Source organism: Aeromicrobium flavum (assembly GCF_007992115.1).
Taxonomy (GTDB): domain Bacteria; phylum Actinomycetota; class Actinomycetes; order Propionibacteriales; family Nocardioidaceae; genus Aeromicrobium; species Aeromicrobium flavum.
Window position 1 is genome coordinate 520,032 of the sequence record NZ_BJZQ01000001.1, and the last position, 22,338, is coordinate 542,369.

The window sequence follows — 22,338 nt, forward strand, 5'->3', positions numbered from 1 at the left end:
GATCGCCTCGTGGCCACACCGAAGTGACCACTGAGTAAGAAGGGACCAGAGTGGACACCGCACTCGACCTCGCACGCTGGCAGTTCGGCATCACGACCGTTTACCACTTCCTCTTCGTCCCGATGACGATCAGCCTGGCGTTCCTCGTCGCGATCATGCAGACCGTCTGGTGGCGGACCCAGGACGAGCAGTGGCTGCGGCTCACCCGGCTCTTCGGCAAGCTCTTCCTGATCAACTTCGCGATGGGCATCGTGACCGGCATCGTGCAGGAGTTCCAGTTCGGCATGAATTGGAGCAGCTACTCACGCTTCGTCGGTGACATCTTCGGCGCGCCGTTGGCGATCGAGGGCCTGCTGGCCTTCTTCCTCGAGTCCACGTTCCTCGGCCTGTGGATCTTCGGCTGGGACCGGCTCAAGCCCGGCCTGCACCTCATGACCATCTGGATCGCCGCGATCGGCACGGCCCTGTCGGCCTACTTCATCCTCGCCGCGAACTCCTTCATGCAGAACCCGGTCGGCTACCGGATGAACGAGGAGCGCGGCCGGGCCGAGCTGATCGACTTCATGGCCGTGCTGACCAACAAGGTCGCGCTCATCACGGTGCCGCACACGCTGTTCGCCGCGTTCATGGTCGGTGGCGCGTTCGTGGCGGCGGTGGCGGTCTGGCACCTGATCCGCCGGCCCGACCAGGACGTGCAGGCCTTCCGCGGTGCGGCCCGGCTCGGCGCGGTCACCCTCCTGATCGCCGGGCTCGGCGTCGTCATCACCGGCGACATCCAGGGCAAGGTCATGACCGAGGTCCAGCCGATGAAGATGGCGGCCGCCGAGGGGCTCTACGAGGACGCCGACCAGTGCGCGCCCTTCTCGGTGCTCACCGTCGGCACGCTCGACGGCTCGAAGCCACTGTTCAGCGTCGAGATCCCGTGCCTGCTCTCCCAGCTGGCGACCGGCGGTCTCGACGGCGGAGTGCGCGGCATCGACTCCCTCAACGCCGAGTACGCCAAGACGTACGCCGACTCCGGCATCACCGACTTCGCACCGAACATCCCGATCACGTACTGGAGCTTCCGGCTGATGATGGGCCTGGGCTTCGCGGGCATGGCCGCGGCCGCCTGGATCCTCTGGGCGCTGCGCCGGGGCCGCGTCCCGACGCCTGGCGCGCGCACCACGCGGTGGCTGCTGTGGACCTCGCTCGTGCTGCCGCTGCTGCCGCTGTTCGCCAACTCCTTCGGCTGGATCTTCACCGAGATGGGACGCCAGCCGTGGGTGGTCTTCGGCCTCATGCCCACCGAGGCCGGCGTCTCGCCCTCGGTGTCGGCCGCCCAGGTCTGGACCTCGATGATCGGCTTCACGCTGCTCTACGGGGCGCTGGCCGTGGTGGAGGTCAAGCTGCTGCTGACCTACATCCGCAAGGGCCTGCCCGACGCGAACCCGCCCCGGCCCGACGACGACCAGGACGCCCCGCTGGCGTTCGCCTACTGAGGACATCGCCATGGAACTCACCACCGTCTGGTTCATCCTGATCGCCTTCCTCTTCGTCGGGTACTTCGTGCTCGAGGGGTTCGACTTCGGCGTCGGCATGCTCGTCGGCCTGCTCGCCAGGGACGAGCGCGAGCGTCGCGTGCTCATCAACACGATCGGCCCGGTCTGGGACGGCAACGAGGTGTGGCTCATCGTCGGGGGCGGAGCGCTCTTCGCGGCCTTCCCCGAGTGGTACGCCACGCTGTTCAGCGGCTTCTACCTGCCGCTGCTGCTGATCCTCGTCGCGCTGATCATCCGCGGCGTCGCCTTCGAGTACCGCGGGCTGCGCGACGACCAGGCCTGGCGCGACCGCTGGGACTGGGCGATCATCGTCGGCTCGTTCCTGCCGGCGCTGCTGTGGGGCGTCGCGTTCGCCAACATCATCCGCGGCGTGCCGATCAACGAGTCGCACGAGTACGTGGGCGGGTTCTTCAACCTGCTCAACCCCTACGCCCTGCTGGGCGGCCTGCTCACGACGACGGTCTTCCTCGTGCACGGCGCGATCTTCGTGGGACTGAAGACCGTGGGCGACATCCGTGAGCGCGCGCACGCGTTCGCGCAGCGCCTCGGCGGGCTCGCGGCCGTCCTCGCGGTGGCGTTCATCGGCTGGACCGCGGCGCGTGACGGCGAACTGGCCGTGTGGCTGATCGGCGGACTGGGCGCCGTCGCGTTCCTCGGCGGGCTGGCCGCGAGCCGGGCCGGCCGGGACGGCTGGGCGTTCGTCGGCACCGCGGGCGCGATCGCCTCGGTCGTCGCGATGCTCTTCGTGGCGCTGTTCCCCGAGGTCATGCCCTCGAGCCTCGACCCGGCGTTCGCCCTCACCACCGAGAACGCGTCCTCGACGCCGTACACGCTCAAGATCATGACGTGGGTGGCCGTGGCGTTCACCCCGATCGTGCTGCTGTACCAGTCGTGGTCGTACTGGGTGTTCCGCAAGCGCATCGGCGTGCACCACATCCCGGCGTGAAGCCCCTCGACCCGCGCCTGGTGCGCCGCTCCGGCACCGTCCGCACCCACCTGGTGTGGTCGGTGCTGCTCGGCGCGCTCACGGCGCTGCTGGTCATCGTCGTCTCGTGGTGCGTCGCCGAGGTCGTGGCACGGCGGTTCGACGGCTCCGAGGTGCTGCTGTTCCCGGCGGCGATCGTGGCGGCCTTCGCGCTGCGTGCGGGCATCGCGTGGGCGCACGGCGTCGTCAGCGAGCGCGCGGCCATCAGGGTCAAGGCCGAGCTGCGCGCCGAGGTCGTCGACGACCTGCTCGACCCGCGTCGCGTCGGACCGCGCCCGGAGAGCGGGCGTCTCGTGGCCCTGCTGGGGCCGGGCATGGACGCGTTCGACGGGTACGTGGGCCGGTTCCTGCCGCAGCTCGCGCTCGCGGCGATCGTGCCCGCCGCGGTCATCGGCGTGGTCGCGTGGGTCGACCTGCTCTCGGCGGTCATCATCGTCGTGACGCTGCCGCTGATCGGCGTGTTCATGGCACTCGTCGGCCTGCTCACCCGTGACCGTGTCGAGCGCCGCTGGGCCGCGATGGAGCGCCTGTCGCGGCACTTCGCCGACGTCCTGGACGGCCTCGTCGTGCTCAAGGTGTTCGGCCGCCGGCAGGAGCGGGGGATCCGCGAGGTCGGCGAGCGGCACCGGGCCGAGACGATGCGGGCCCTGCGGCTGGCGTTCCTGTCCTCGCTGGTGCTCGAGCTGATCTCGACGATCTCGGTCGCGCTCGTGGCCGTCAGCGTCGGCCTGCGGGTGGTCGAGGGCGACCTGGGCCTGCGCGACGCGATGGTCGTCCTGCTGCTCGCGCCCGAGGCGTACCTGCCGGTGCGCCGGGTCGGGATGATGTTCCACGACAGCACCGAGGGGGCCACGGCCACGGCCGAGCTGCTCGACCTGCTGGACCACGACCGCCACACCGGAACCGTCGTCCCGCCCGCTGCGCCGGCGCCCATCGTCGTGCGCGGAGCCCGGTTGACGCACCGCGGCCGCACGGCGGTCTCGCTCAGCCTCGACGACCTGCACGTGGAGCCCGGTGAGTTCGTCGCGGTCGTCGGGCCGTCCGGCGGCGGCAAGTCGACGCTGCTCGACGTCCTGCTGGGCTTCGAGCGGCTGGACGCCGGCGACGTCACGATCGGTGGCACCTCGGTCACCGACCTCGACATCGCGGCCTGGCGCGACTCGGTGGCCTGGGTGCCGCAGACCCCGCACCTGGTGGCCGGCACGATCGCCGAGAACATCGCGCTGGGCCAGCCCGCGGCGCCGCGCGACGAGATCGCGGCGGCCGCGGCGGACGCCGGGCTCGACCTCGATCTGGACCGCGCCGTCCGCGAGGGCACGACCGACCTGTCGGCGGGGGAGCGGCGCCGGCTGGCGGTGGCGCGCGCCCTGCTGCGGGTGCGCCGGACCGGAGCGTGGCTGGTGCTGCTGGACGAGCCGACCGCCGGGCTCGACGCGCTCCACGAGGCGCTGGTGCTGGACGCGCTGCGTGCCTCCCGCGCGACCGTGCTCGTCGTGACGCACCGCCCCGAGTCGGTGGCCGCGGCCGACCGTGTCGTCGAGGTGGTGGCATGACTCGCACGTACCCGCGCCGGGCGCGGCTGGCGTTCGGCCTCGCGACCGGCGTTGCCGCACAGCTCGCGGCCGTCGGTCTGCTGCTCGCGTCCGCCTGGCTCATCGTGCGGGCCGCCGAGCAGCCGCCGGTGCTCTACCTCATGGTGGCGATCGTCTCGGTGCGGTTCTTCGGGATCTCGCGCTCGGTGCTCCGGTACGTCGAGCGACTGGCGACCCACGACGTCGCCCTGGCCGACGCGGTCGAGCGCCGTGTCGAGACGTACGTCGACCTCGACCGGGCCGCTCCCGGCGGGCTCGGCGACCTGCGCCGCGGCGACCTGGTCAGCCGGGTGGTCGCCGACGTCGCGCGCCTGCAGGACCGGCTGCTGCGGCTGCGGTTGCCGTGGTGGGTCGGGCTCGCCGCGACGCTCGTCGTGGTCGCCGTCGTGGCCGCGATCGACCTGCGCTCGGGATTCGTGATCGCCGCCGGCGTCCTGGTCTGTGGCACCGCCCTGCGCCGCGTCGTGTCGAGCGTCGGCGCCCGGCGCAGCGGCCGCGCCGAGGCCCAGGGCCGGCTGTCGGCCGAGGTGGCGGCGTCGGCCGTCGCCTCCCGCGAGCTGGTGGCCTTCGGCGCCGCCGGGCAGGCCGGCGCGAAGGCTCGCACGGCCACCGATGACGCGGAGTCGGCCCAGTCGGGCGGAGCGAGCGTCGCCGGGCTCGGATCGGCGATCGTGTTGACCATCGCGGGCGCGACCGTCGCCGTGCTGGCGGCCTGGTCGTCCGGTCCCGATCCCGTCCTCATCGGAGTCGTCCTGCTGGCCCCCATCGCCCTCATCGAGCCGTGGGACGGGTGGTCCGAGGCCGAGCGCCTGCGGCCCGAGGTGACGGCCGCGGGGGAGCGGCTGGCCGCCTTGGCCGCCCTGCCGAACCCCGTCTCGGATCCCGCGGACCCGCGACCGCTGCCCGAGTCGTACGACCTGGTCGTCGATGCGGCCGTCGTCGGATGGGACGGTCCGGTCACCGCGCCGGTCTCCTTCAAGGTGGCCGAGGGCGACGCCGTCGCCGTCACCGGGCCGAGCGGTGTGGGCAAGTCGACGCTGGCGTACGCGCTGCTGCGGTTGCTGCCGACGTGGACGGGCACCGTCCTGCTCGGGGGCACGCCGACCACCGAGCTCGCCGCCTCGGACGTGCGCCGGCGGATCGGCTACCTCGGCCAGGACGACGTCGTCTTCGACACCTCCGTGCGCGAGAACCTGCGGATCGCCGACCCGCAGGCCGACGACGACCGCCTCCGGGACGCGTTGGCCTCCGCGGGCCTGCTCGCGGCCGTCGACGCGATGCCCCGGGGCCTCGACACGCCGGTGGGCGAACACGGCGGCCGGCTGTCCGGCGGCGAGCGCCAGCGCCTGTGCCTGGCTCGCCTGCTGCTGGCCGACCACCGGGTCCTCGTCCTCGACGAGCCCACCGAGCACCTCGACGCCCCGACGGCCGAGGCGCTGATGGACGACGTGCTCGCGCTGGCCGGTCCGGGCGGGCGCAGCCTCGTGGTCGTCACGCACAGCCCGAGCGTGCTGGCCCGGTTCGACACGGTCGTGGCCCTGTCTAGGGTGGACCCGTGAACACCGAGCTCCTCGTCGCCCTGATCGCCGTCGCGATCGTCGTCCTCGGCGCCGGCATCTCCTTCCTCGTCGCGAACCGCAAGCGGGAGCTCCCGCCGCCGGACGTGATGGACGAGCTGACCGAGCGCGAGATCGAGCATCCCGAGCTGGCACCCGTCGACCTCGAGGAGGTCGAGGAGCTCGAGGCGGGCGTCGCCGAGGACCACCTCACGCCCACCATCGAGCGTCCCGAGACCCCGAAGGGGCGGCTCGGCCGGCTGCGCTCGCGGCTGTCGCGGTCGCAGTCCAGCCTCGGCCGGGGCCTGTTGACCCTGCTCGGCGGCGGCGACCTCACCGAGGACCAGTGGGAGGAGATCGAGGACACCCTGCTGGCGGCCGACGTCGGCGTCGGTCCCACCACCGAGCTGGTCACCAACCTGCGGGCGCGCCTCGCCGCCGAGGGCGTCAAGGATCCTGCTCGTGCCCGGGAGGTGCTGCGCGAGGAGCTGATCGGCCTCGTCGGGCCGTCGCTCGACCGCCAGCTGCACACCACCGGCGACGAGGCCCTGCCCGGCGTCGTCCTGGTCGTCGGCGTCAACGGCACCGGCAAGACCACCACCGTGGGCCGCCTCGCCCGCGTGCTGGTCGCCGAGGAGCGCTCCGTCCTGCTCGGCGCGGCCGACACGTTCCGCGCCGCCGCGGCCGACCAGCTCGAGACGTGGGGCTCGCGCGTCGGCGTCCCGGTCGTGCGCAGCCACGAGGGGGCCGACCCCGCCAGCGTCGGCTTCGAGACCGTGAAGCAGGGCATCACCGACGCGGTCGACGTCGTCCTCATCGACACCGCCGGCCGCCTGCACACGAAGTCGGGCCTGATGGACGAGCTCGGCAAGGTCAAGCGCGTCGTCGAGAAGCAGGCGCCGGTCACCGAGGTGCTGCTCGTCATCGACGCCACCACGGGACAGAACGGCCTCACGCAGGCCCGCGTGTTCGGCGAGGTCGTCGACGTCACCGGCATCGTCCTGACCAAGCTCGACGGCACCGCCAAGGGCGGCATCGTGATCGCCGTCCAGCGCGAGCTGGGCGTCCCGGTCAAGTACGTCGGCCTGGGGGAGGGCCCCGACGACCTCGCTCCGTTCGACGCGGAGGAGTTCGTCGACGCCCTCCTCGACTAGGACCTCAGACGATCCGGCAGTGGATGCCGGTCTTGTAGGGGTTGTAGGTGTACTTCCAGCCGCTCAGCGTCGTCTCCGACCTGGACGGCCACCACGAGATCTTCTTGATCCGGTACTTGTGCCGCGAGCCCAGCGGGTAGGCCTCGAGCTTCTGGCCCTTCTTCAGCGTCACCGTGTTGCATCCGACGGACACCGACTGCGAACTCGAGGAGCTGATGTTCAGCTCGCCGGCCACCCAGTCGTTCGAGAGGCCGAAACTGGTCGCGATCGTGCGTGTCGCGGTCCGGCCGCTCGTGATGCTGCACTTCACGCCGTCGCTGCCCGCACTGCACACACCGAGACGGTGGTCCCAGTCGACGACGTCGGTCTTCTTGGTCCAGTCGACCAGGAAGTACTTCGTGCAGATCTTGCACCCGGAGGGCCGGGGCTCCGCCGAGGCGGTCGTCGGTGCGGCCAGCAGGGCCACCATGCTGAGCAACGCCACGAGGGCGAGGCGGATGTACGTGAACGACTTCATGGGATCCCCCGGTAGGTGAGTTTGGTCCGCGAAACGTACTGAGCGACGACCGCCCGGGTCGAGGACGAAACGCAGACTTAACACGGGGCGCGTCCAGGACACCTGCACGAAACACCAAAGCGCGATCCCGCGAAATCCGCGCCCGACACAGTGGCGGCCATGGATGGTTACTACGCCTGGATGCTCATGGCCACGGCCATGGTGCTCCTGATGACCGTGCCCGCACTCGCGCTGTTCTACGGCGGCATGAGCCGCTCGAAGTCGGTGCTCAACATGATGATGATGTCCTACTCGGCCATGGCCGTCGTGGGCATCATCTACGTCATGTGGGGGTGGTCGACCTCGTTCGGCGGCGACGACGTCGCCGGACTGTTCGGCAACCCGTTCACGACCTTCGGCCTCAAGGACGTGCCGTGGGAGTCCTACATCTCCGTCGCGTTCCAGCTGACCTTCGCCGCGATCACCGTGGCGCTGATCTCGGGCGCGATCGCCGACCGGGTCAAGTTCTCGGCGTGGCTGCTGTTCATCCCGTTCTTCGTGACGATCGTCTACTTCCCGCTGGCGCACATGGTGTGGAACGCCGACGGCCTCATCTACGGCTGGGGCGCGTTCGACTACGCCGGCGGCACCGTCGTGCACATCAACGCCGGCCTGGCCGGCGGCATCCTCGCCCTGGTCGTCGGCAAGCGGATCGGCTGGCCGCGTGAGCAGATGCGGCCCCACAACCTGACCCTCACGATGCTGGGCGCCGGCCTGCTGTGGTTCGGCTGGTACGGCTTCAACGTCGGCTCGATCGTGTTCGCCGAGGGCGACGGTGGCCCGAAGGACACCGCGCAGTTCATGAGCGAGACCGGCTTCACCTTCATGACCACGACACTCGCCACCATGGCCGCCCTGCTCGGCTGGCTCGTGGTGGAGAAGATCCTGCATGGCAAGGCCACGTCGCTCGGCGCGGCGTCGGGCATCGTCGCCGGTCTCGTCGCGATCACCCCGGCGGCCGGATCGGTCAGCCCGATGGGTGCCATCGTCCTGGGCGCGATCTCCGGCGGCGTGTGCGCCTGGGCCGTGGGGCTGAAGTTCCGGTTCGGCCTCGACGACTCCTTCGACGTGGTGGGCGTCCACCTGGTCGCCGGCCTGCTGGGCACGATCCTGATCGGCTTCCTCGCCGCTCCCGACGCGCCCAACCCGGCCGCTGCCGACACGTCCGGCCTGCTCTACGGCGGCGGATTCGACCAGCTGCTCATCCAGCTCGCGGCGGCCGGCTTCGCGCTGCTGTGGGTGGGCGCGCTCACCACGATCATCGCGCTCGCCATCAAGCACACGATCGGCTGGCGCGTGGAGGACGAGGACGAGGTCACCACCGGCATCGACTTCGCGCAGCACGGCGAATCCGCCTACGACATCGCCGGGTCCACCGGATCCAGCTTCTGAGAACGGAGAATGACCACATGAAGCTCGTGACCGCGGTGATCAAGCCGCACAAGTGGGAAGAAGTCCGCGAAGCGCTCGCCGCCTCCGGCGTGGCCGGCATGACCGTCACCGAGGCCAGCGGCTACGGCCAGCAGAAGGGCCACACCGAGGTCTACCGGGGCGCCGAGTACGACGTCTCGCTGGTGCCGAAGATCCGGCTCGAGGTCGTCGTCGACGACGCCGACGTCGAGGGGGTCGTCGCCACGATCACCTCGGCCGCCCAGACCGGCAAGATCGGCGACGGCAAGGTGTGGGTCATGCCCGTCGACTCCGTCGTGCGGGTCCGCACCGGCGAGACGGACGAAGCGGCGCTCTGAAGCACGACCTCCAGGTGGATCTGGCCCGCGCCCGCGTCGCGCGGGCCGGATCCACCGACGACGTGGTGCGTGAGGCCTTCGAGGCCGCCACCACGCAGTACGGCAGCGGCGTCGCGCTGGTCGCCGTCGGCGGGTACGGCCGGGGCGAGCTCTCACCGCACAGCGACGTCGACGTGGTGCTCCTGCACGCGGACCACGTCGACCCGCAGGCGATGGACGGCGTCGCCTCCCGGCTCTGGGCCTGCCTCTGGGACCGCCAGGTGCCGATCGACCAGTCGGTGCGATCGGTCTCCGAGATGACGCGGCTGGCCGCCGACGACTTCCGGGTGGCGCTCGGCGCGCTCGACGCCCGCTGCGTCGCCGGCGACGGGGGAGTCGTGCTCGCGCTCCGCGCGACCATCCTGGCCGCCTGGCGCCGCGACGCGAAGGCTCACCTGCGTGCCGTGCGGGCCGATCGCGACGCCCGGCTGCGGCGTTCGGGACAACTGGCCTACGAGGCCGTGCCCGACCTCAAGAACGCCGGCGGGGGACTGCGCGACATCGTGCTGCTGCGGGCGATCGCGGCCACGTGGCTGGTCGACGTCCCGGCCGCGGAGGTCGCCGAACTCGGCGACGAGCTGCTCGCCGTCCGCGACGCCCTGCACGCGGCCGCCGGACGACGCACCGACAAGCTCCTGCCGGACCTGCTGCCCGAGGTGGCCGATCGGCTCGACACGAGCCCGGCCGACCTGGACGTCGAGGTCCGCGACGTGGGCCGGCGCATCGACCACCTCGTCGCGCGAGCCTGGCGCCGGATCGACGTGCTCGAGCGCGACCCGCACCGGCGGGTCAACCGCCGGGGACCCGTCATCGAGCAGGTCTCGCCGGGCGTCGGCGTCCTGGACGGCGAGGTCGTCCTGACCGCCGACGCGGAGCCCGGCGACATCGAGCTGCTGTTCCGGCTGGCCTCGACCGCAGCCCACCGGCCGCTGCCGATCAACGAGGCGTCGCTGGCCCGCCTCGCGCGGGAGACGCCGTCCGTCGAGGCCCCGCTGGGCCTGTCGGCGCACCGCGCCCTCGTCGACCTGCTGATCACGGGGGAGCGACTCGTGCCGGTGTGGCTCCAGCTGGACTTCGCCGGGCTGGTCGATCGCTTCCTGCCGGAGTGGTCGGCGATCCGGCTGAGGGGGTCGTCCTCCCCGATCCATCGCTTCACCATCGACCGGCACAGCGTCGAGACCTGCCTGAACGCCGACGAGCTGAACCGCGACGTCACGCGCCCGGACCTGCTGGCCGCCGCCGCTCTCCTGCACGACATCGGCAAGGGCCGACCCGGCGACCACAGTGAGGTCGGCGGCCCGCTGGCCCGCGACATCGCCCGGCGCTGGGGCTTCGACGAGACCGACGCCGACGTGATCGGTCGGCTCGTGCGGTGGCACCTGCTGCTGCCCACCGTCGCGACGCGCCGCGACATCGAGGATCCCGTCACCGCCGCGAACGTCGCCGAGATCGTCGGCACCGAGTCCTTCCTCGACCTGCTGGCCGCCCTGACGGCCTGCGACGCGACAGCGACCAGCGCCTCGGCGTGGAGCAGCTGGCGCCGCGGCCTGGTCGAAGGGCTCGTCGCCAAGACCCGCCTGCACCTGCGCGGCCTGGTGGACGAGGAGCCCGAGCAGTACGCGGGCTGGCCCGCCCACCTCCCGCTGCCCGACGCCGCCGACCTCGGTCCGCGCGAGATCCGGCTCGCTGCCGAGCCGCATCACGACGGGTCGCTGGTCCGCGTCGTGTCCCGGGATCGCAAGGGCCTGCTGGCCGACCTCGCCGGGGCGTTCACCGTGGCGGGCCTCAACATCCGGTCGTGCCGCACGGTCGCGGTGGGCGAGACCGCCGCCTCGCTGTGGGAGGTGACCCGGCCCGACGTGGACGCCGTGGCGCTGGCCGAGCGGATCCGGCCGATCCTCGACGGTCACGTCGACCTCGCCGCGCGCCTGGCCTACTCGCTCGGACCGGACTACCTGGTGCCCCGCGTCACGGTGCTCGACGCCCTGCGCCAGACCGCCACGCTGCTCGAGGTGCGCGCCCTCGATCGCCGCGGACTCGTCTGGACCGTGTGCCACACCATCACGGGGCTGGGGCACCAGATCCGCTCGTCGCACCTGTCGACGTACGGCGACGAGGCGCGTGACGTCTTCTACGTCACGGATGACTGCGACCGTGCGCTCGACGAGGAGGCGGCGCGGGTGTTGCGCCAGGCGGTGAGCGACGCCCTGACCTGACGGGCGCTCGGCTACTCTGGGGACCTATGTTCGATTCGCTGCAGGACCGGCTCCAGTCGGCATTCAAGGGACTCCGCGGCAAGGGCAAGCTGTCCGACGCCGACATCGACGCGGTCGCCCGCGAGATCCGCGTCGCGCTGCTCGACGCCGATGTCGCCGTACCGGTCGTGCGCGAGTTCATCTCCAACGTCAAGGAGCGCGCCCGCGGCGCCGAGGTGAGCCAGGCGCTCAACCCGGCGCAGCAGGTCATCAAGATCGTCAACGACGAGCTGGTGCGCATCCTCGGTGGCGAGACGCGCCGCATCCGGTTCGCGAAGAACCCGCCGACCGTCATCATGCTGGCCGGCCTGCAGGGCGCGGGCAAGACGACCCTCGCGGGCAAGCTCGGTCGCTGGCTCAAGGAGCAGGGCCACTCGCCGATGCTCGTCGCGGCCGACCTCCAGCGCCCCAACGCCGTCACCCAACTGAAGGTCGTGGGCGACCAGGCCGGCGTCACCGTCTTCGCCCCGGAGGCGGGCAACGTCGGCGCCGTCCAGCAGTCGTCCGGCACCCAGAGCATCGGCGACCCCGTCCGTGTCGCACGCGACGCCATCGCCGAGGCCAAGCGCACGCTGCACGACGTCGTCGTCATCGACACCGCCGGCCGCCTCGCGATCGACGCCGAGCTGATGAAGCAGGCCGCCGACATCCGCGAGGCCACGCAGCCCGACGAGGTGCTGTTCGTCATCGACGCGATGATCGGCCAGGACGCCGTCGGCACCGCCGAGGCGTTCCTCGAGGGCGTCGACTTCACCGGCGTCGTCCTGTCCAAGCTCGACGGCGACGCCCGCGGCGGTGCCGCGCTGTCGGTGCGCTCGGTCACCGGGCGCCCGATCATGTTCGCGTCGACGGGCGAGAAGCTCGACGAGTTCGACGTCTTCCACCCCGACCGCATGGCCTCGCGCATCCTCGACATGGGCGACGTCATGACGCTCATCGAGCAGGCCGAGAAGGTCTTCGACGCCGACCAGGCCGCCCAGGCGGCCGAGAAGGTCGCCGGCGGCTCGTTCACCCTCGGCGACTTCCTCCAGCAGATGGAGGCCCTGTCGAAGATGGGGTCGATGACCAAGATGCTCGGGATGCTGCCGGGCATGGGTCAGTTCAAGGACCAGCTGGCGAACTTCGACGAGAAGGACATCGACAAGATCAAGGCGATCATCCGCTCGATGACGCCCGCCGAGCGCGACAACCCGAAGATCATCGACGGGTCGCGGCGCGCGCGCATCGCCCGTGGCTCGGGCACGCAGGTCAGCGACGTCAACCAGCTCGTCACGCGGTTCTTCGAGGCCGCCAAGATGATGCAGCGGATGGCCAAGGGCGGCGGCATGCCCGGCATGCCGGGGATGGGTGGCATGCCCGGAATGCCCGGCATGGGTGCCGGCAAGCGCGCCGGGGCCAAGCAGCCCAAGCAGAACAACAAGAAGAAGGGCAAGCGCGTGTCGGGCAACCCGGCCAAGCGCGCGGCCGCGGCGCAGGCCGAGCCCGCCAAGCCCGCCGGTGCCGGCGCCTTCGGCTTCGACCAGAACGCCGCCGGCGAGGACTTCGAGCTCCCGAAGGAGCTGCGCGACCTGCTCTGACGCGCCACGGACCGCCTCCGGGCGTAACGTGCTGCGCATGAGCCCAGCCCTGGTCGTGGTCATGGGGATCTCGGGTGTCGGGAAGTCGGCGGTCGGTCACGCCGTCGCCGACCGGGCCGAGGTCCCGTACGCCGACGGAGACGACTACCACCCGCAGGCCAACATCGAGAAGATGTCGTCGGGGCAGGCGCTCACCGACGAGGACCGCTGGCCCTGGCTCGAGCTGATCGGCCAGTGGCTCGCCGAGCACGACGAGGCCGGCGGGGTGATCAGCTGCTCGGCGCTGCGCCGCGTCTACCGCGACGTCCTCACCAAGCACGCGCCTCGCGTCGTCTTCCTGCACCTCGTCGGCGACCACGAGCTGATCCTGTCCAGGATGAGCGGCCGCGACCACTTCATGCCGGTCTCGCTGCTGGATTCGCAGGAGGCCACCCTCGAGCCGCTCGAGGCGGACGAGCAGGGCGTCGTCTTCGACGTCACCGAGACACCGGACCGGATCGCCGCGTCCTTCCTGGTCTGGCTGCGGAGCCAGGAGGACAACTCGTGAGCGAATCCACCCAGCTGCTGCTGGCCGCCCTCGTCGGCATCGCGGTGATCGTCGCACTCATCACCGTCGCGAAGCTGCATCCCTTCCTGAGCCTGACCCTGGGCTCGCTCACCGTCGGAGCGGTGGCCGGCCAGCCGATGGCGGACACCGTCGAGAGCTTCAGCGCCGGCGTCGGCTCGACCGTCGCGGGCGTCGGCATGCTGATCGCCCTCGGTGCGATGTTCGGCAAGCTGCTGGCCGACTCCGGGGGCGCCGACCAGATCGTCGACACGATCATCGGGAAGTCCTCCGACCGGATGCTGCCGTGGGCGATGGCCGCGATCGGCGCGATCATCGGCCTGCCGATGTTCTTCGAGATCGGCCTCGTGCTGCTGATGCCGGTGATCTTCCTGGTCGCGCGGCGCTCGGGGAAGTCGCTCGTGGCGCTGGGCATCCCGGCGCTGGCGGGACTCTCGGCGATGCACGGCTTCGTGCCGCCGCACCCCGGGCCGCTGGCGGCCGTCGGGCAGCTGGAGGCGGACCTGGGCCTCACGCTCGGGCTCGGCGTCCTCGTGGCGATCCCGACCATCATCGTGGCGGGCCCGCTGTTCGCGCGGTTCGCCACGGCATGGGTCGACGTCCCGGCCCCGGACCTCTTCACCGCCGACGAGACCGAGCGCAGCGCCGAGCGTCCCTCGTTCCCGCTCACCCTGGCCACCGTGCTGTTGCCGGTGGTGCTCATGCTCGCCAAGACGGTCGCGGACATCCTCGAGGCGGAGGGCGCCCTGCGGTCCACGCTGGACTTCATCGGCACGCCGCTGATCGCGCTGCTGATCTCGGTGCTCGTGGCCCTGTTCACGTTCGGCAGCGCCGGCGGGATGTCGTGGGAGAAGATCACCGACAGCATCGGCGCCTCGCTCGGGCCCATCGCCGGCATCGTCTTCATCGTCGCCGCAGGCGGCGGCTTCAAGCAGACCCTGGTCGACACCGGCATCGCCGACGTCGTGGCCGAGTGGGTGGAGGATTCCAACCTCTCGGTGCTGGTCGTCGCGTGGCTCGTGGCGGTGCTCATCCGGCTGGCCACGGGCTCGGCCACGGTGGCCACGGTCACCGCCGCGGGCATCATGGTGCCGCTCGCCGAGGGTCTGCCCAGCGCCGAGGTGTCGCTGCTCGTGCTGGCGATCGGCGCGGGCTCGGTCTTCTTCAGCCACGTCAACGACGCCGGCTTCTGGCTGGTCAAGGAGTACTTCGGCATGACCGTGGGCCAGACGATCAAGACGTGGTCGCTGATGGAGACGGTGCTGTCAGTGTCCGGACTGGCCTTCGTGCTCTTGCTGGGCCTCGTAGTGTGATCAGGTGCTGATCGCGCTCCTGCGCCACCACCTGCGTCCCTACCGGGTCCCCGTGCTGGTCGTCTGCCTCTTCCAACTGGTCCAGACGCTCGCCACCCTGTACCTGCCCGGCCTGAACGCCGACATCATCGACGAGGGCGTCGCCCAGGGCGACGTCGGGCACATCTGGCAGGTCGGCGGGCTCATGCTCGGCGTCACCGTGCTGCAGGTCGTGTGCAACGTCGTGGCCGTCTACATCGGCTCGCGGGTGGCGATGGCGGTCGGGCGCGACCTGCGTGCGGCGGTCTTCGGCAAGGTGCAGTCGTTCGGCAGCCGCGAGATGGCCTCGTTCGGCCCGCCCACCCTGATCACGCGCAACACCAACGACGTCCAGCAGGTGCAGCTTCTGCTGTTCATGGGCCTGACGATGATGGTCGCCGCCCCGATCACCGGCATCGGCGGCCTCATCATGGCGCTGCGCGAGGACGTGCCGCTGTCGGGCGTCTTCCTCATCGTGCTGCCGGTGCTGGCGATCTCACTCGGCCTGATCATCCGGCGGATGCGACCGCTCTTCCGGCTCATGCAGACGCGCATCGACACCCTGAACCAGATCATGCGCGAGCAGATCACCGGCGTGCGCGTCGTCCGCGCGTTCGTCCGAGAGGAGCAGGAGGCGGCTCGGTTCGCCGAGGCGAACGAGCTCAACCGACAGGTCGCCGTCGGCGCGGGTCGCCTGATGAGCACCTTCTTCCCGCTGCTGATGGGGATCATGAACCTCTCGGTCGTCCTGGTGCTGTGGTGGGGTGCCTCGCGGATCGGTGACGGCGAGCTGCAGATCGGCCAGCTGACGGCGTTCCAGCAGTACCTGATCCAGACGCTCATGGCCGTCATGATGGCCACCTTCATGTTCATGCTGTGGCCTCGGTCGGAGGTCTCGGCCGAGCGGATCACCGAGGTGCTGGGCACCGAGCCCGCGATCGACCTCGACCCCGAGACGCCGAGCGTCGATCTCGCCGGGGGCCGGGTCGACGTCGAGGGTGCCGCGTTCGCGTACCCGGGCGCGGAGAGCTCGGTCGTCCACGACGTCTCGTTCATCGCCAGGCCGGGGGAGACCACCGCGATCGTCGGCTCGACCGGCAGCGGCAAGACCACCGTGCTCGGCCTCGTCGCGCGGCTGTTCGACGTCACCGAGGGCCGGGTGCTGATCGACGGGTTCGACGTCCGCGACGTGCGACCCGCGGACGTGTGGCGGGCGGTGGGCCTCGTGCCGCAGAAGGCGCTGCTGTTCTCCGGCACGATCGCCGACAACCTGCGCTTCGGTCGTCCGGACGCGAGCGACGACGAGCTGTGGGACGCGCTGAGGATCGCGCAGGCCGACGACTTCGTGCAGGCGATGCCGGACGGCCTCGCGTCGGCGGTCTCGCAGGGCGGCTCGAACTTCTCCGGTGGCCAGCGGCAGCGCCTCGCGATCGCCCGCGCCATCGTGAAGCGCCCCCGGATCTACCTGTTCGACGACTCGTTCTCGGCCCTGGACTACGCCACCGACGCGGCGCTGCGGGCGGCCCTCAAGCCGGTCACCGCGGATGCCGCCGTGATGATCGTCGCCCAGCGGATCAGCACGATCCGCCACGCCGACCGGATCGTGGTGCTCGACGAGGGCCGCGCCGTCGGCACGGGCACTCACGAGGAGCTCATGGAGGACTGCGAGGTCTACCGCGAGATCGTGCTCTCGCAGCTGTCGCCGGAGGAGGCCCGATGAGCTGGCACGGCGCGCCGCAGAAGCCGGCGAAGGCCAACCACTTCAAGGCGACGTTCGGTCGCGTGTTCCGCCGGCTCCTGCTGGACCGCACGATGGTGCTCGCCCTCGCGCTGTTCGGCCTGATCGGCGTGACGCTGTCGGTGATCGGCCCGCGGATCCTGGGCCACGCCACCGACGTGATCTTCGACGGGTTCATCTCCAGCCGGTTCCCCGAGGGGATGACGAAGGCCGAGGCCGTCGCGTCGCTGCGCGCCGACGGCCAGGACCAGCTGGCCGAGCTGGTGGGCGCACTCGACCTGCGGCCCGGCGAGGGCATCGACATGGGCGAGCTCGGCACGATCCTGCTGATCGTCACGGCGATCTACGTCGTGTCGTCGCTGTTCATGTGGCTGCAGGGCGTGCTGGCCACCACCGTGGTGCAGCGCATGGTCGCCGACCTGCGCAATGACGTGGAGGAGCAGCTCAACCACCTGCCGCTGGCGCACCTGGACCGCCAGGAGCGCGGCGAGATCATGTCGCGCACGACGAACGACCTCGACAACCTGGCGCAGTCGCTGCAGCAGACGCTGAGCCAGATGATCACCAGCATCCTCATGGTGGTCGGCACGCTCGCGATGATGTTCTGGATCTCGCCGCTGCTGACGATCATCGCGCTCGTGACGATCCCGGTGGCCATCATCATCACCGGCGGCGTGATGAAGCGGTCGCAGCCGCAGTTCGTGGCGCAGTGGACGCAGACCGGACGCCTCAACGCGCTCATCGAGGAGTCGTTCACCGGCCACGAGGTCGTCAAGGTCTTCGGTCGCCAGCAGGCCGCCGAGGACGAGTTCGCCACCACCAACGACGCCCTCTTCGGTGCCTCGTTCCGGGCGCAGTTCATCTCCGGCGTCATCCAGCCGCTGATGATGTGCGTCTCGAACCTCAACTACGTGCTGGTGGCGGTCGTCGGCGGGATCCGGGTGGCCAACGGGTCCCTGTCGCTCGGATCGGTGCAGGCGTTCATCCAGTACTCGCGCCAGTTCACGCAGCCGCTGACGCAGGTGGCCGCGATGATCAACCTGCTGCAGTCGGGCATGGCGTCGGCCGAGCGCGTCTTCGCGTTCCTCGACGAGGAGCGCGAGCGGCCCGACCGGGCGGACGCCCCGGCTCCCGACCCGCTGCGCGGACGCGTCGTGTTCGACCACGTCGACTTCTCGTACACCGACGAGCCGCTCATCGAGGACCTGTCGCTCGTGGCCGAGCCGGGCCAGACGATCGCGATCGTGGGCCCGACCGGTGCCGGCAAGACCACGCTGACGAACCTCGTGCTGCGGTTCTACGAGGTCGACGCCGGCCGCATCACCCTCGACGGCGTCGACATCGCCGACATGAGCCGCGGCGAGCTGCGCGACGACTTCGGCGTGGTCCTGCAGGACACATGGCTCTTCTCCGGGACGATCCGCGAGAACATCGCCTACGGCGCGAACGACCCGACCGAGGAGCAGATCCTGGCCGCCGCGAAGGCCGCCTCGGTCGACCACTTCGTGCGCACGCTGCCCGACGGCTACGACACCGTGATCACCGACGACGGCGGGGGAGTGAGCGCCGGTCAGCGCCAGCTGCTGACGATCGCGCGCGCCTTCCTGGCCGACCCCGCCATCCTCGTGCTCGACGAGGCGACCAGCTCGGTGGACACCCGCACCGAGGCGCTGGTGCAGACGGCGATGAACGATCTTCGCTCCGGTCGCACCAGCTTCGTGGTGGCGCACCGGCTCTCCACGATCCGCGACGCGGACCTCATCGTGGTCATGGAGAGCGGCCGGATCGTCGAGCAGGGGAGCCATGACCAGCTCATCGCGGCGCGGGGTGCGTACCACCGGCTGTACTCGGCCCAGTTCGCCTCCACGAACCGCTAGGCGATGCGGGTCACGCGGCGAGTGGCGTGGACCTTCGTGGAGGCCCGATAGGCTGTGGGGGTGTCCACGCAGCCCGTCCTCGCCGTCATCGGCCGTCCCAATGTCGGCAAGTCGACTCTCGTCAACCGCATCATCGGGCGCCGCGAAGCCGTCGTGGAGGATGTTCCGGGCGTGACGCGCGACCGCGTCCCCTACGACGCGATCTGGAACGGCCGCTCGTTCACGGTCGTCGACACCGGCGGTTGGGACCCTGACGCCAAGGGCATGGCCGAGCGCATCGCCGCCCAGGCCGAGGTCGCCATCGCCGTCGCCGACGCGATCCTCTTCGTCGTGGACGCCACCGTCGGCGCCACCGACATCGACGACAAGGTCGTCAAGCTGCTGCGCGCCTCGGGCAAGCCCGTCGTGCTGGCCGCCAACAAGGTCGACGACCAGAAGGGCGAGCTGGAGGCCGCGTCGCTGTGGAACCTCGGCCTCGGTGAGCCGTACGCCGTCTCGGCCCTGCACGGCCGTGGCAGCGGCGACATGCTCGACGCGATCCTCGAGGCCCTGCCCGAGGCGCCCGAGGAGGACTTCGACGCGCCTCGCGGCCCGCGCCGCGTCGCGATCGTCGGCAAGCCCAACGTCGGCAAGTCCAGCCTGCTGAACAAGTTCGCCGGCGAGGACCGCGTCGTCGTCGACAACGTCTCGGGCACCACCGTCGACCCGGTCGACGAGCTGGTCGAGCTCGGTGGCCGCGTGTGGACGTTCATCGACACCGCCGGCATCCGCAAGCGCGTGAAGACCGCCACCGGCCACGAGTACTACGCCAGCCTGCGCACGTCGGCCGCGATCGAGCGTGCCGAGGTCTGCGTGATGGTCATCGACTCCAGCGAGTCGATCAGCGAGCAGGACCTCCGCATCATCAACTCCATCGAGGAGACCGGCCGCGCCGTCGTGCTGGCCTTCAACAAGTGGGACCTCGTCGACGACGAGCGCCGTTTCTACCTCGAGCGCGAGATCGAGCGCGACCTCGTGCAGATCCCGTGGGCGCCGCGGATCAACGTGGCCGCCCGGACCGGCTGGCACATCGACCGCTTGGTGAAGGCGCTGGACCTGGCGCTCGAGGGCTGGGAGACCCGTGTCTCGACCGGTGCGCTCAACGCGTTCCTCGGCCGGCTCGTGGCCGAGCACCCGCACCCGGTGCGCGGCGGCAAGCAGCCGAAGATCCTCTTCGGCACGCAGGCCTCGACCGCGCCGCCGACCTTCGTGCTCTTCACCTCGGGCAAGCTCGAGGCGGGCTACCTGCGCTTCATCGAGCGCCGCCTGCGCGAGGAGTTCGGCTTCGTCGGCAGCCCGATCCACCTGACGCAGCGCCCGCGGAAGAAGCGCGAGCGCCGCTGATGCGGTCGCCGGTCCCGGAGTACCTCGACGAGGTCCTGAGCGCTTGCGCGAAGGACGACTCCGAACCGGCGGCCATCGCGCTGACCACGGTCGACGACGCGCACCACGGTGCGGGCGACGTGGAGCACCGCTTCGCGATCCAGTCGATGTCGAAGGCGTTCGCCTACGCGCTGGCCATCGAGCGGCTGGGCTGGGACGCCGTGCACGAGAAGATCGACGTCGAGCCCTCGGGGGAGGCGTTCAACGAGATCTCGCTGGACTCGCAGACGGGCCGTCCGCACAACCCGATGATCAACGCCGGCGCGATCGCGACCGCGGGGCTGATCGGCTCCTTCGACACGTTCGCCGAGTTCGCGTCGCAGCTGGCCGGGCGCGAGCTGGAGATGGACGACGAGGTGTACGCCTCCGAGAGCAAGGAGGCGCACCGCAACCTCGCCCTGGCCCACCTGCTGGCCCACTACGGGATCATCGACGACCCGGTGGAGGCGGTCGACCATTACCTGCGGCAGTGCGCGCTGTCGGTGGACGTGCGCGACCTGGCGACGATGGCGTCGGTACTCGCGAACGGGGGAGTGCACCCCGACTCGGGCGAGCGGCTCATGGCCGAGCGCACGGCCATCCAGGTGCTGAGCGTGATGGCGACGTGCGGGATGTACGACGATGCGGGGGACTGGCTCGCGTCGGTGGGCATCCCCGCCAAGAGCGGCGTCTCGGGCGGCATCATCGGCGTGCTGCCGGGGCAGGTCGGCATCGCGGTGTTCTCGCCCGGGCTGGACGACCACGGCACCAGCATCATGGGAGTCGAGATGATGCGGCGGATGTCGGCGGAGATGGGCATGCACCTGATGAACCCCGGGCGCCCGTCGCGCTCGGCCCTGGCCGACGTGCTGGAGGACGGCGACGAGACGGTCTACGTCCTCAGCGGCGACCTGATGTTCTCCAGCGCCGAGTCGCTGCTGGCGCGCCTGATCGCACACCCGCCCGAGACCGAGCGGGTGGTCTTCGACATCACCCGCGTCACCGAGGTGTCGGACGTGGGTCGTCGCATGGTGGCCGAGGCCCGCGATCGACTCGAGCAGGACGGGGCGTCGGTCGAGATCCGGGACAACGACGGCGACGACCGCCTCGGTCAGTAGCCGGCGCACCCGAGATGTGTAGCGGTCTCCACCCGAATCCGGCCTTGAGGGCCGATTCCGGGTGGACAGCGCTACACATCTGGCCCGGGGACCCGGGTTCAGATGCCGAGGTCCTGCTGCACCTTCCTCAGCGCTTCGGCGGACGCGTGCAACTGCCGCTCCTCGTGGGCGGACATGCGCACGTCGAGCACCCGGGCGACGCCACGTGAGTTCACGATGCTGGGCAGCGACAGCGCCACGCCGTCGACGCCGTGGTGGCCGCGGTGCACGATGCTGACCGGCAGGACGGCGTTCTCGTCGGTCAGGACCGCCTCGACGATCCGGGTGGCCGAGACGCCGATCGCGTAGTTCGTGGCTCCTTTGCCCGCGATCACGGTGTAGGCAGCGTTGCGGACACGATCGGTGATCTCGTCCAGCTCGCGGTGGGCGAACGGTCGCTGGTCGGCAGCGGTGGACGAGGGCACCCAGTCCAGGATCGGCACCGGACCGATGCGCGCCTGCGACCACAGCGCGAACTCGGTGTCGCCGTGCTCCCCGATGATGTCCGCGTGCACGCTGTGCGGGGCCACCCCGGCCCGCGTGGCGAGCAACTGCCGCAGGCGCGAGGTGTCGAGCACCGTACCCGACGCCATGACGCGTTCCTCAGGAAGGCCGGTGATCTGCTGCGCCGCCACGGTCAGGACGTCACACGGGTTGGTGACGAGCATGTAGACGGCATCGGGTGCGTGCTGCATGAGGACGGGCAGCATCTGCTCGAGGATCTTGACGTTGGTGCCCGCCAGGTCGATGCGGGTCTGGCCCGGATCCTGCTTCGCGCCGGCCGTGATGATCACCAGGTGCGCGCCGGCGACGACCGACGGGTCAGCGCCGCCGATGATCTGACTCGAGCCGGTGTAGAGCGCACCGTGCTGCAGATCGAGCACCTCGGCGTCGACCTTGGCCCGGTTGACGTCGTACAGCGCGATGGTGCGCGCCGAGCGCCGGATCAGGGACGCGTAGGCGATCGCCGTGCCGACGCTGCCGGCTCCGACGATGGCGACCTTGGAGTTCTCGATGACGGACATGGACCCATCCTCGCGTGTGGATGGGCCGATGACGACTTCCGGAGGACCTGCGCTAGACTCTTGCAGGTTGTCACGGGCTGTAGCGCAGCTTGGTAGCGCACCTGACTGGGGGTCAGGGGGTCGCAGGTTCAAATCCTGTCAGCCCGACCGTGAGGTACCGGGAATTCCAGCGGAATTCCCGGTACCGAAAGAGACGACAGATGGCCAAGTGTCCACTTTGTGTCCACATTGGACGCCAGGA

At 70.6% G+C, this 22,338-nt stretch carries 17 protein-coding genes and 1 tRNA gene; 16 read left to right on the forward strand and 2 right to left on the reverse strand.

The window, feature by feature from the left end:
* Positions 1-50: 50 nt before the first annotated feature.
* Genes AFL01nite_RS02585 through ftsY form a run of 5 tightly spaced genes read left to right on the forward strand, consistent with a single transcriptional unit; the run spans position 51 to position 6,828 of the window.
* The gene (locus tag AFL01nite_RS02585) at positions 51-1,481 is read left to right on the forward strand and encodes a cytochrome ubiquinol oxidase subunit I (RefSeq protein WP_146825520.1); all 1,431 of its coding nucleotides are present in this window, start codon (positions 51-53) and stop codon (positions 1,479-1,481) included.
* 10 nt (positions 1,482-1,491) lie between these two features.
* Positions 1,492-2,487, forward strand: coding sequence for a cytochrome d ubiquinol oxidase subunit II (gene cydB / locus AFL01nite_RS02590; RefSeq protein ID WP_146825521.1), 996 nt, complete (start codon positions 1,492-1,494; stop codon positions 2,485-2,487).
* Positions 2,484-4,079: a thiol reductant ABC exporter subunit CydD gene (gene cydD / locus AFL01nite_RS02595; RefSeq protein WP_186813782.1), complete on the forward strand. Its 1,596-nt coding sequence runs from the start codon at positions 2,484-2,486 to the stop codon at positions 4,077-4,079. Before cydB ends, cydD begins: the two co-directional genes overlap by 4 nt.
* Positions 4,076-5,677: a thiol reductant ABC exporter subunit CydC gene (gene cydC, locus AFL01nite_RS02600; RefSeq protein ID WP_146825523.1), complete on the forward strand. Its 1,602-nt coding sequence runs from the start codon at positions 4,076-4,078 to the stop codon at positions 5,675-5,677. The genes cydD and cydC overlap by 4 nt, the downstream gene beginning before the upstream one ends.
* On the forward strand, positions 5,674-6,828 hold the full coding sequence (ftsY, locus tag AFL01nite_RS02605; RefSeq protein ID WP_186813783.1) for a signal recognition particle-docking protein FtsY: 1,155 nt from the start codon (positions 5,674-5,676) through the stop codon (positions 6,826-6,828). The genes cydC and ftsY overlap by 4 nt, the downstream gene beginning before the upstream one ends.
* A gap of 4 nt (positions 6,829-6,832) precedes the next feature.
* On the opposite strand, the gene AFL01nite_RS02610 is transcribed toward ftsY, so the two are convergent.
* Entirely contained in the window at positions 6,833-7,345 is a 513-nt protein-coding gene (locus AFL01nite_RS02610; protein WP_146825524.1) for a hypothetical protein, read from the reverse strand.
* 159 nt (positions 7,346-7,504) lie between these two features.
* On the opposite strand from AFL01nite_RS02610, the gene AFL01nite_RS02615 reads away from it, so the two are divergent.
* Genes AFL01nite_RS02615 through glsA form a run of 10 tightly spaced genes read left to right on the forward strand, consistent with a single transcriptional unit; the run spans position 7,505 to position 21,033 of the window.
* Positions 7,505-8,776 (forward strand): ammonium transporter, encoded by a 1,272-nt coding sequence (locus tag AFL01nite_RS02615; protein WP_146825525.1) that lies wholly within the window; start codon positions 7,505-7,507, stop codon positions 8,774-8,776.
* Between the two features lie 17 nt (positions 8,777-8,793).
* Positions 8,794-9,132, forward strand: coding sequence for a P-II family nitrogen regulator (locus AFL01nite_RS02620; protein WP_146825526.1), 339 nt, complete (start codon positions 8,794-8,796; stop codon positions 9,130-9,132).
* A 14-nt stretch (positions 9,133-9,146) separates the two neighbouring features.
* Positions 9,147-11,387 (forward strand): [protein-PII] uridylyltransferase, encoded by a 2,241-nt coding sequence (locus tag AFL01nite_RS02625; RefSeq protein WP_186813784.1) that lies wholly within the window; start codon positions 9,147-9,149, stop codon positions 11,385-11,387.
* A 26-nt stretch (positions 11,388-11,413) separates the two neighbouring features.
* Positions 11,414-13,003 carry a signal recognition particle protein gene (ffh, locus tag AFL01nite_RS02630; RefSeq protein ID WP_146825531.1) on the forward strand — a complete coding sequence of 530 codons (1,590 nt, stop codon included), beginning with the start codon at positions 11,414-11,416 and terminating at the stop codon, positions 13,001-13,003.
* 37 nt (positions 13,004-13,040) lie between these two features.
* Positions 13,041-13,550, forward strand: a complete 510-nt coding sequence (locus AFL01nite_RS02635; RefSeq protein WP_146825533.1) for a gluconokinase — start codon at positions 13,041-13,043, stop codon at positions 13,548-13,550.
* A complete protein-coding gene (locus tag AFL01nite_RS02640; protein ID WP_246119552.1) occupies positions 13,547-14,881 on the forward strand; it encodes a GntP family permease in 1,335 nt (444 codons plus the stop codon). The genes AFL01nite_RS02635 and AFL01nite_RS02640 overlap by 4 nt, the downstream gene beginning before the upstream one ends.
* Before the next feature lie 4 nt (positions 14,882-14,885).
* Positions 14,886-16,619, forward strand: a complete 1,734-nt coding sequence (locus tag AFL01nite_RS02645) for an ABC transporter ATP-binding protein (RefSeq protein WP_146825535.1) — start codon at positions 14,886-14,888, stop codon at positions 16,617-16,619.
* On the forward strand, positions 16,616-18,514 hold the full coding sequence (locus AFL01nite_RS02650) for an ABC transporter ATP-binding protein (protein ID WP_146825536.1): 1,899 nt from the start codon (positions 16,616-16,618) through the stop codon (positions 18,512-18,514). The genes AFL01nite_RS02645 and AFL01nite_RS02650 overlap by 4 nt, the downstream gene beginning before the upstream one ends.
* A 60-nt stretch (positions 18,515-18,574) precedes the next feature.
* A complete protein-coding gene (der, locus tag AFL01nite_RS02655; protein ID WP_246119553.1) occupies positions 18,575-19,897 on the forward strand; it encodes a ribosome biogenesis GTPase Der in 1,323 nt (440 codons plus the stop codon).
* The gene (gene glsA / locus AFL01nite_RS02660; RefSeq protein ID WP_146825540.1) at positions 19,897-21,033 is read left to right on the forward strand and encodes a glutaminase A; all 1,137 of its coding nucleotides are present in this window, start codon (positions 19,897-19,899) and stop codon (positions 21,031-21,033) included. The genes der and glsA overlap by 1 nt, the downstream gene beginning before the upstream one ends.
* Before the next feature lie 98 nt (positions 21,034-21,131).
* On the opposite strand, the gene AFL01nite_RS02665 is transcribed toward glsA, so the two are convergent.
* Entirely contained in the window at positions 21,132-22,097 is a 966-nt protein-coding gene (locus AFL01nite_RS02665; RefSeq protein WP_146825542.1) for an L-lactate dehydrogenase, read from the reverse strand.
* A 73-nt stretch (positions 22,098-22,170) separates the two neighbouring features.
* On the opposite strand from AFL01nite_RS02665, the gene AFL01nite_RS02670 reads away from it, so the two are divergent.
* Positions 22,171-22,244 (forward strand) — tRNA-Pro (locus AFL01nite_RS02670).
* Positions 22,245-22,338: the final 94 nt, after the last annotated feature.

Coding starts and splice junctions, on each gene's coding strand:
- ffh (WP_146825531.1), top strand. CDS start 11,414: ATGTTCGATTCGCTGCAGGACCGGCTCCAGTCGGCATTCAAGGGACTC.
- AFL01nite_RS02615 (WP_146825525.1), top strand. CDS start 7,505: ATGGATGGTTACTACGCCTGGATGCTCATGGCCACGGCCATGGTGCTC.
- glsA (WP_146825540.1), top strand. CDS start 19,897: ATGCGGTCGCCGGTCCCGGAGTACCTCGACGAGGTCCTGAGCGCTTGC.
- AFL01nite_RS02620 (WP_146825526.1), top strand. CDS start 8,794: ATGAAGCTCGTGACCGCGGTGATCAAGCCGCACAAGTGGGAAGAAGTC.
- AFL01nite_RS02665 (WP_146825542.1), bottom strand. CDS start 22,097: ATGTCCGTCATCGAGAACTCCAAGGTCGCCATCGTCGGAGCCGGCAGC.
- AFL01nite_RS02610 (WP_146825524.1), bottom strand. CDS start 7,345: ATGAAGTCGTTCACGTACATCCGCCTCGCCCTCGTGGCGTTGCTCAGC.
- cydC (WP_146825523.1), top strand. CDS start 4,076: ATGACTCGCACGTACCCGCGCCGGGCGCGGCTGGCGTTCGGCCTCGCG.
- cydB (WP_146825521.1), top strand. CDS start 1,492: ATGGAACTCACCACCGTCTGGTTCATCCTGATCGCCTTCCTCTTCGTC.
- AFL01nite_RS02650 (WP_146825536.1), top strand. CDS start 16,616: ATGAGCTGGCACGGCGCGCCGCAGAAGCCGGCGAAGGCCAACCACTTC.
- AFL01nite_RS02635 (WP_146825533.1), top strand. CDS start 13,041: ATGAGCCCAGCCCTGGTCGTGGTCATGGGGATCTCGGGTGTCGGGAAG.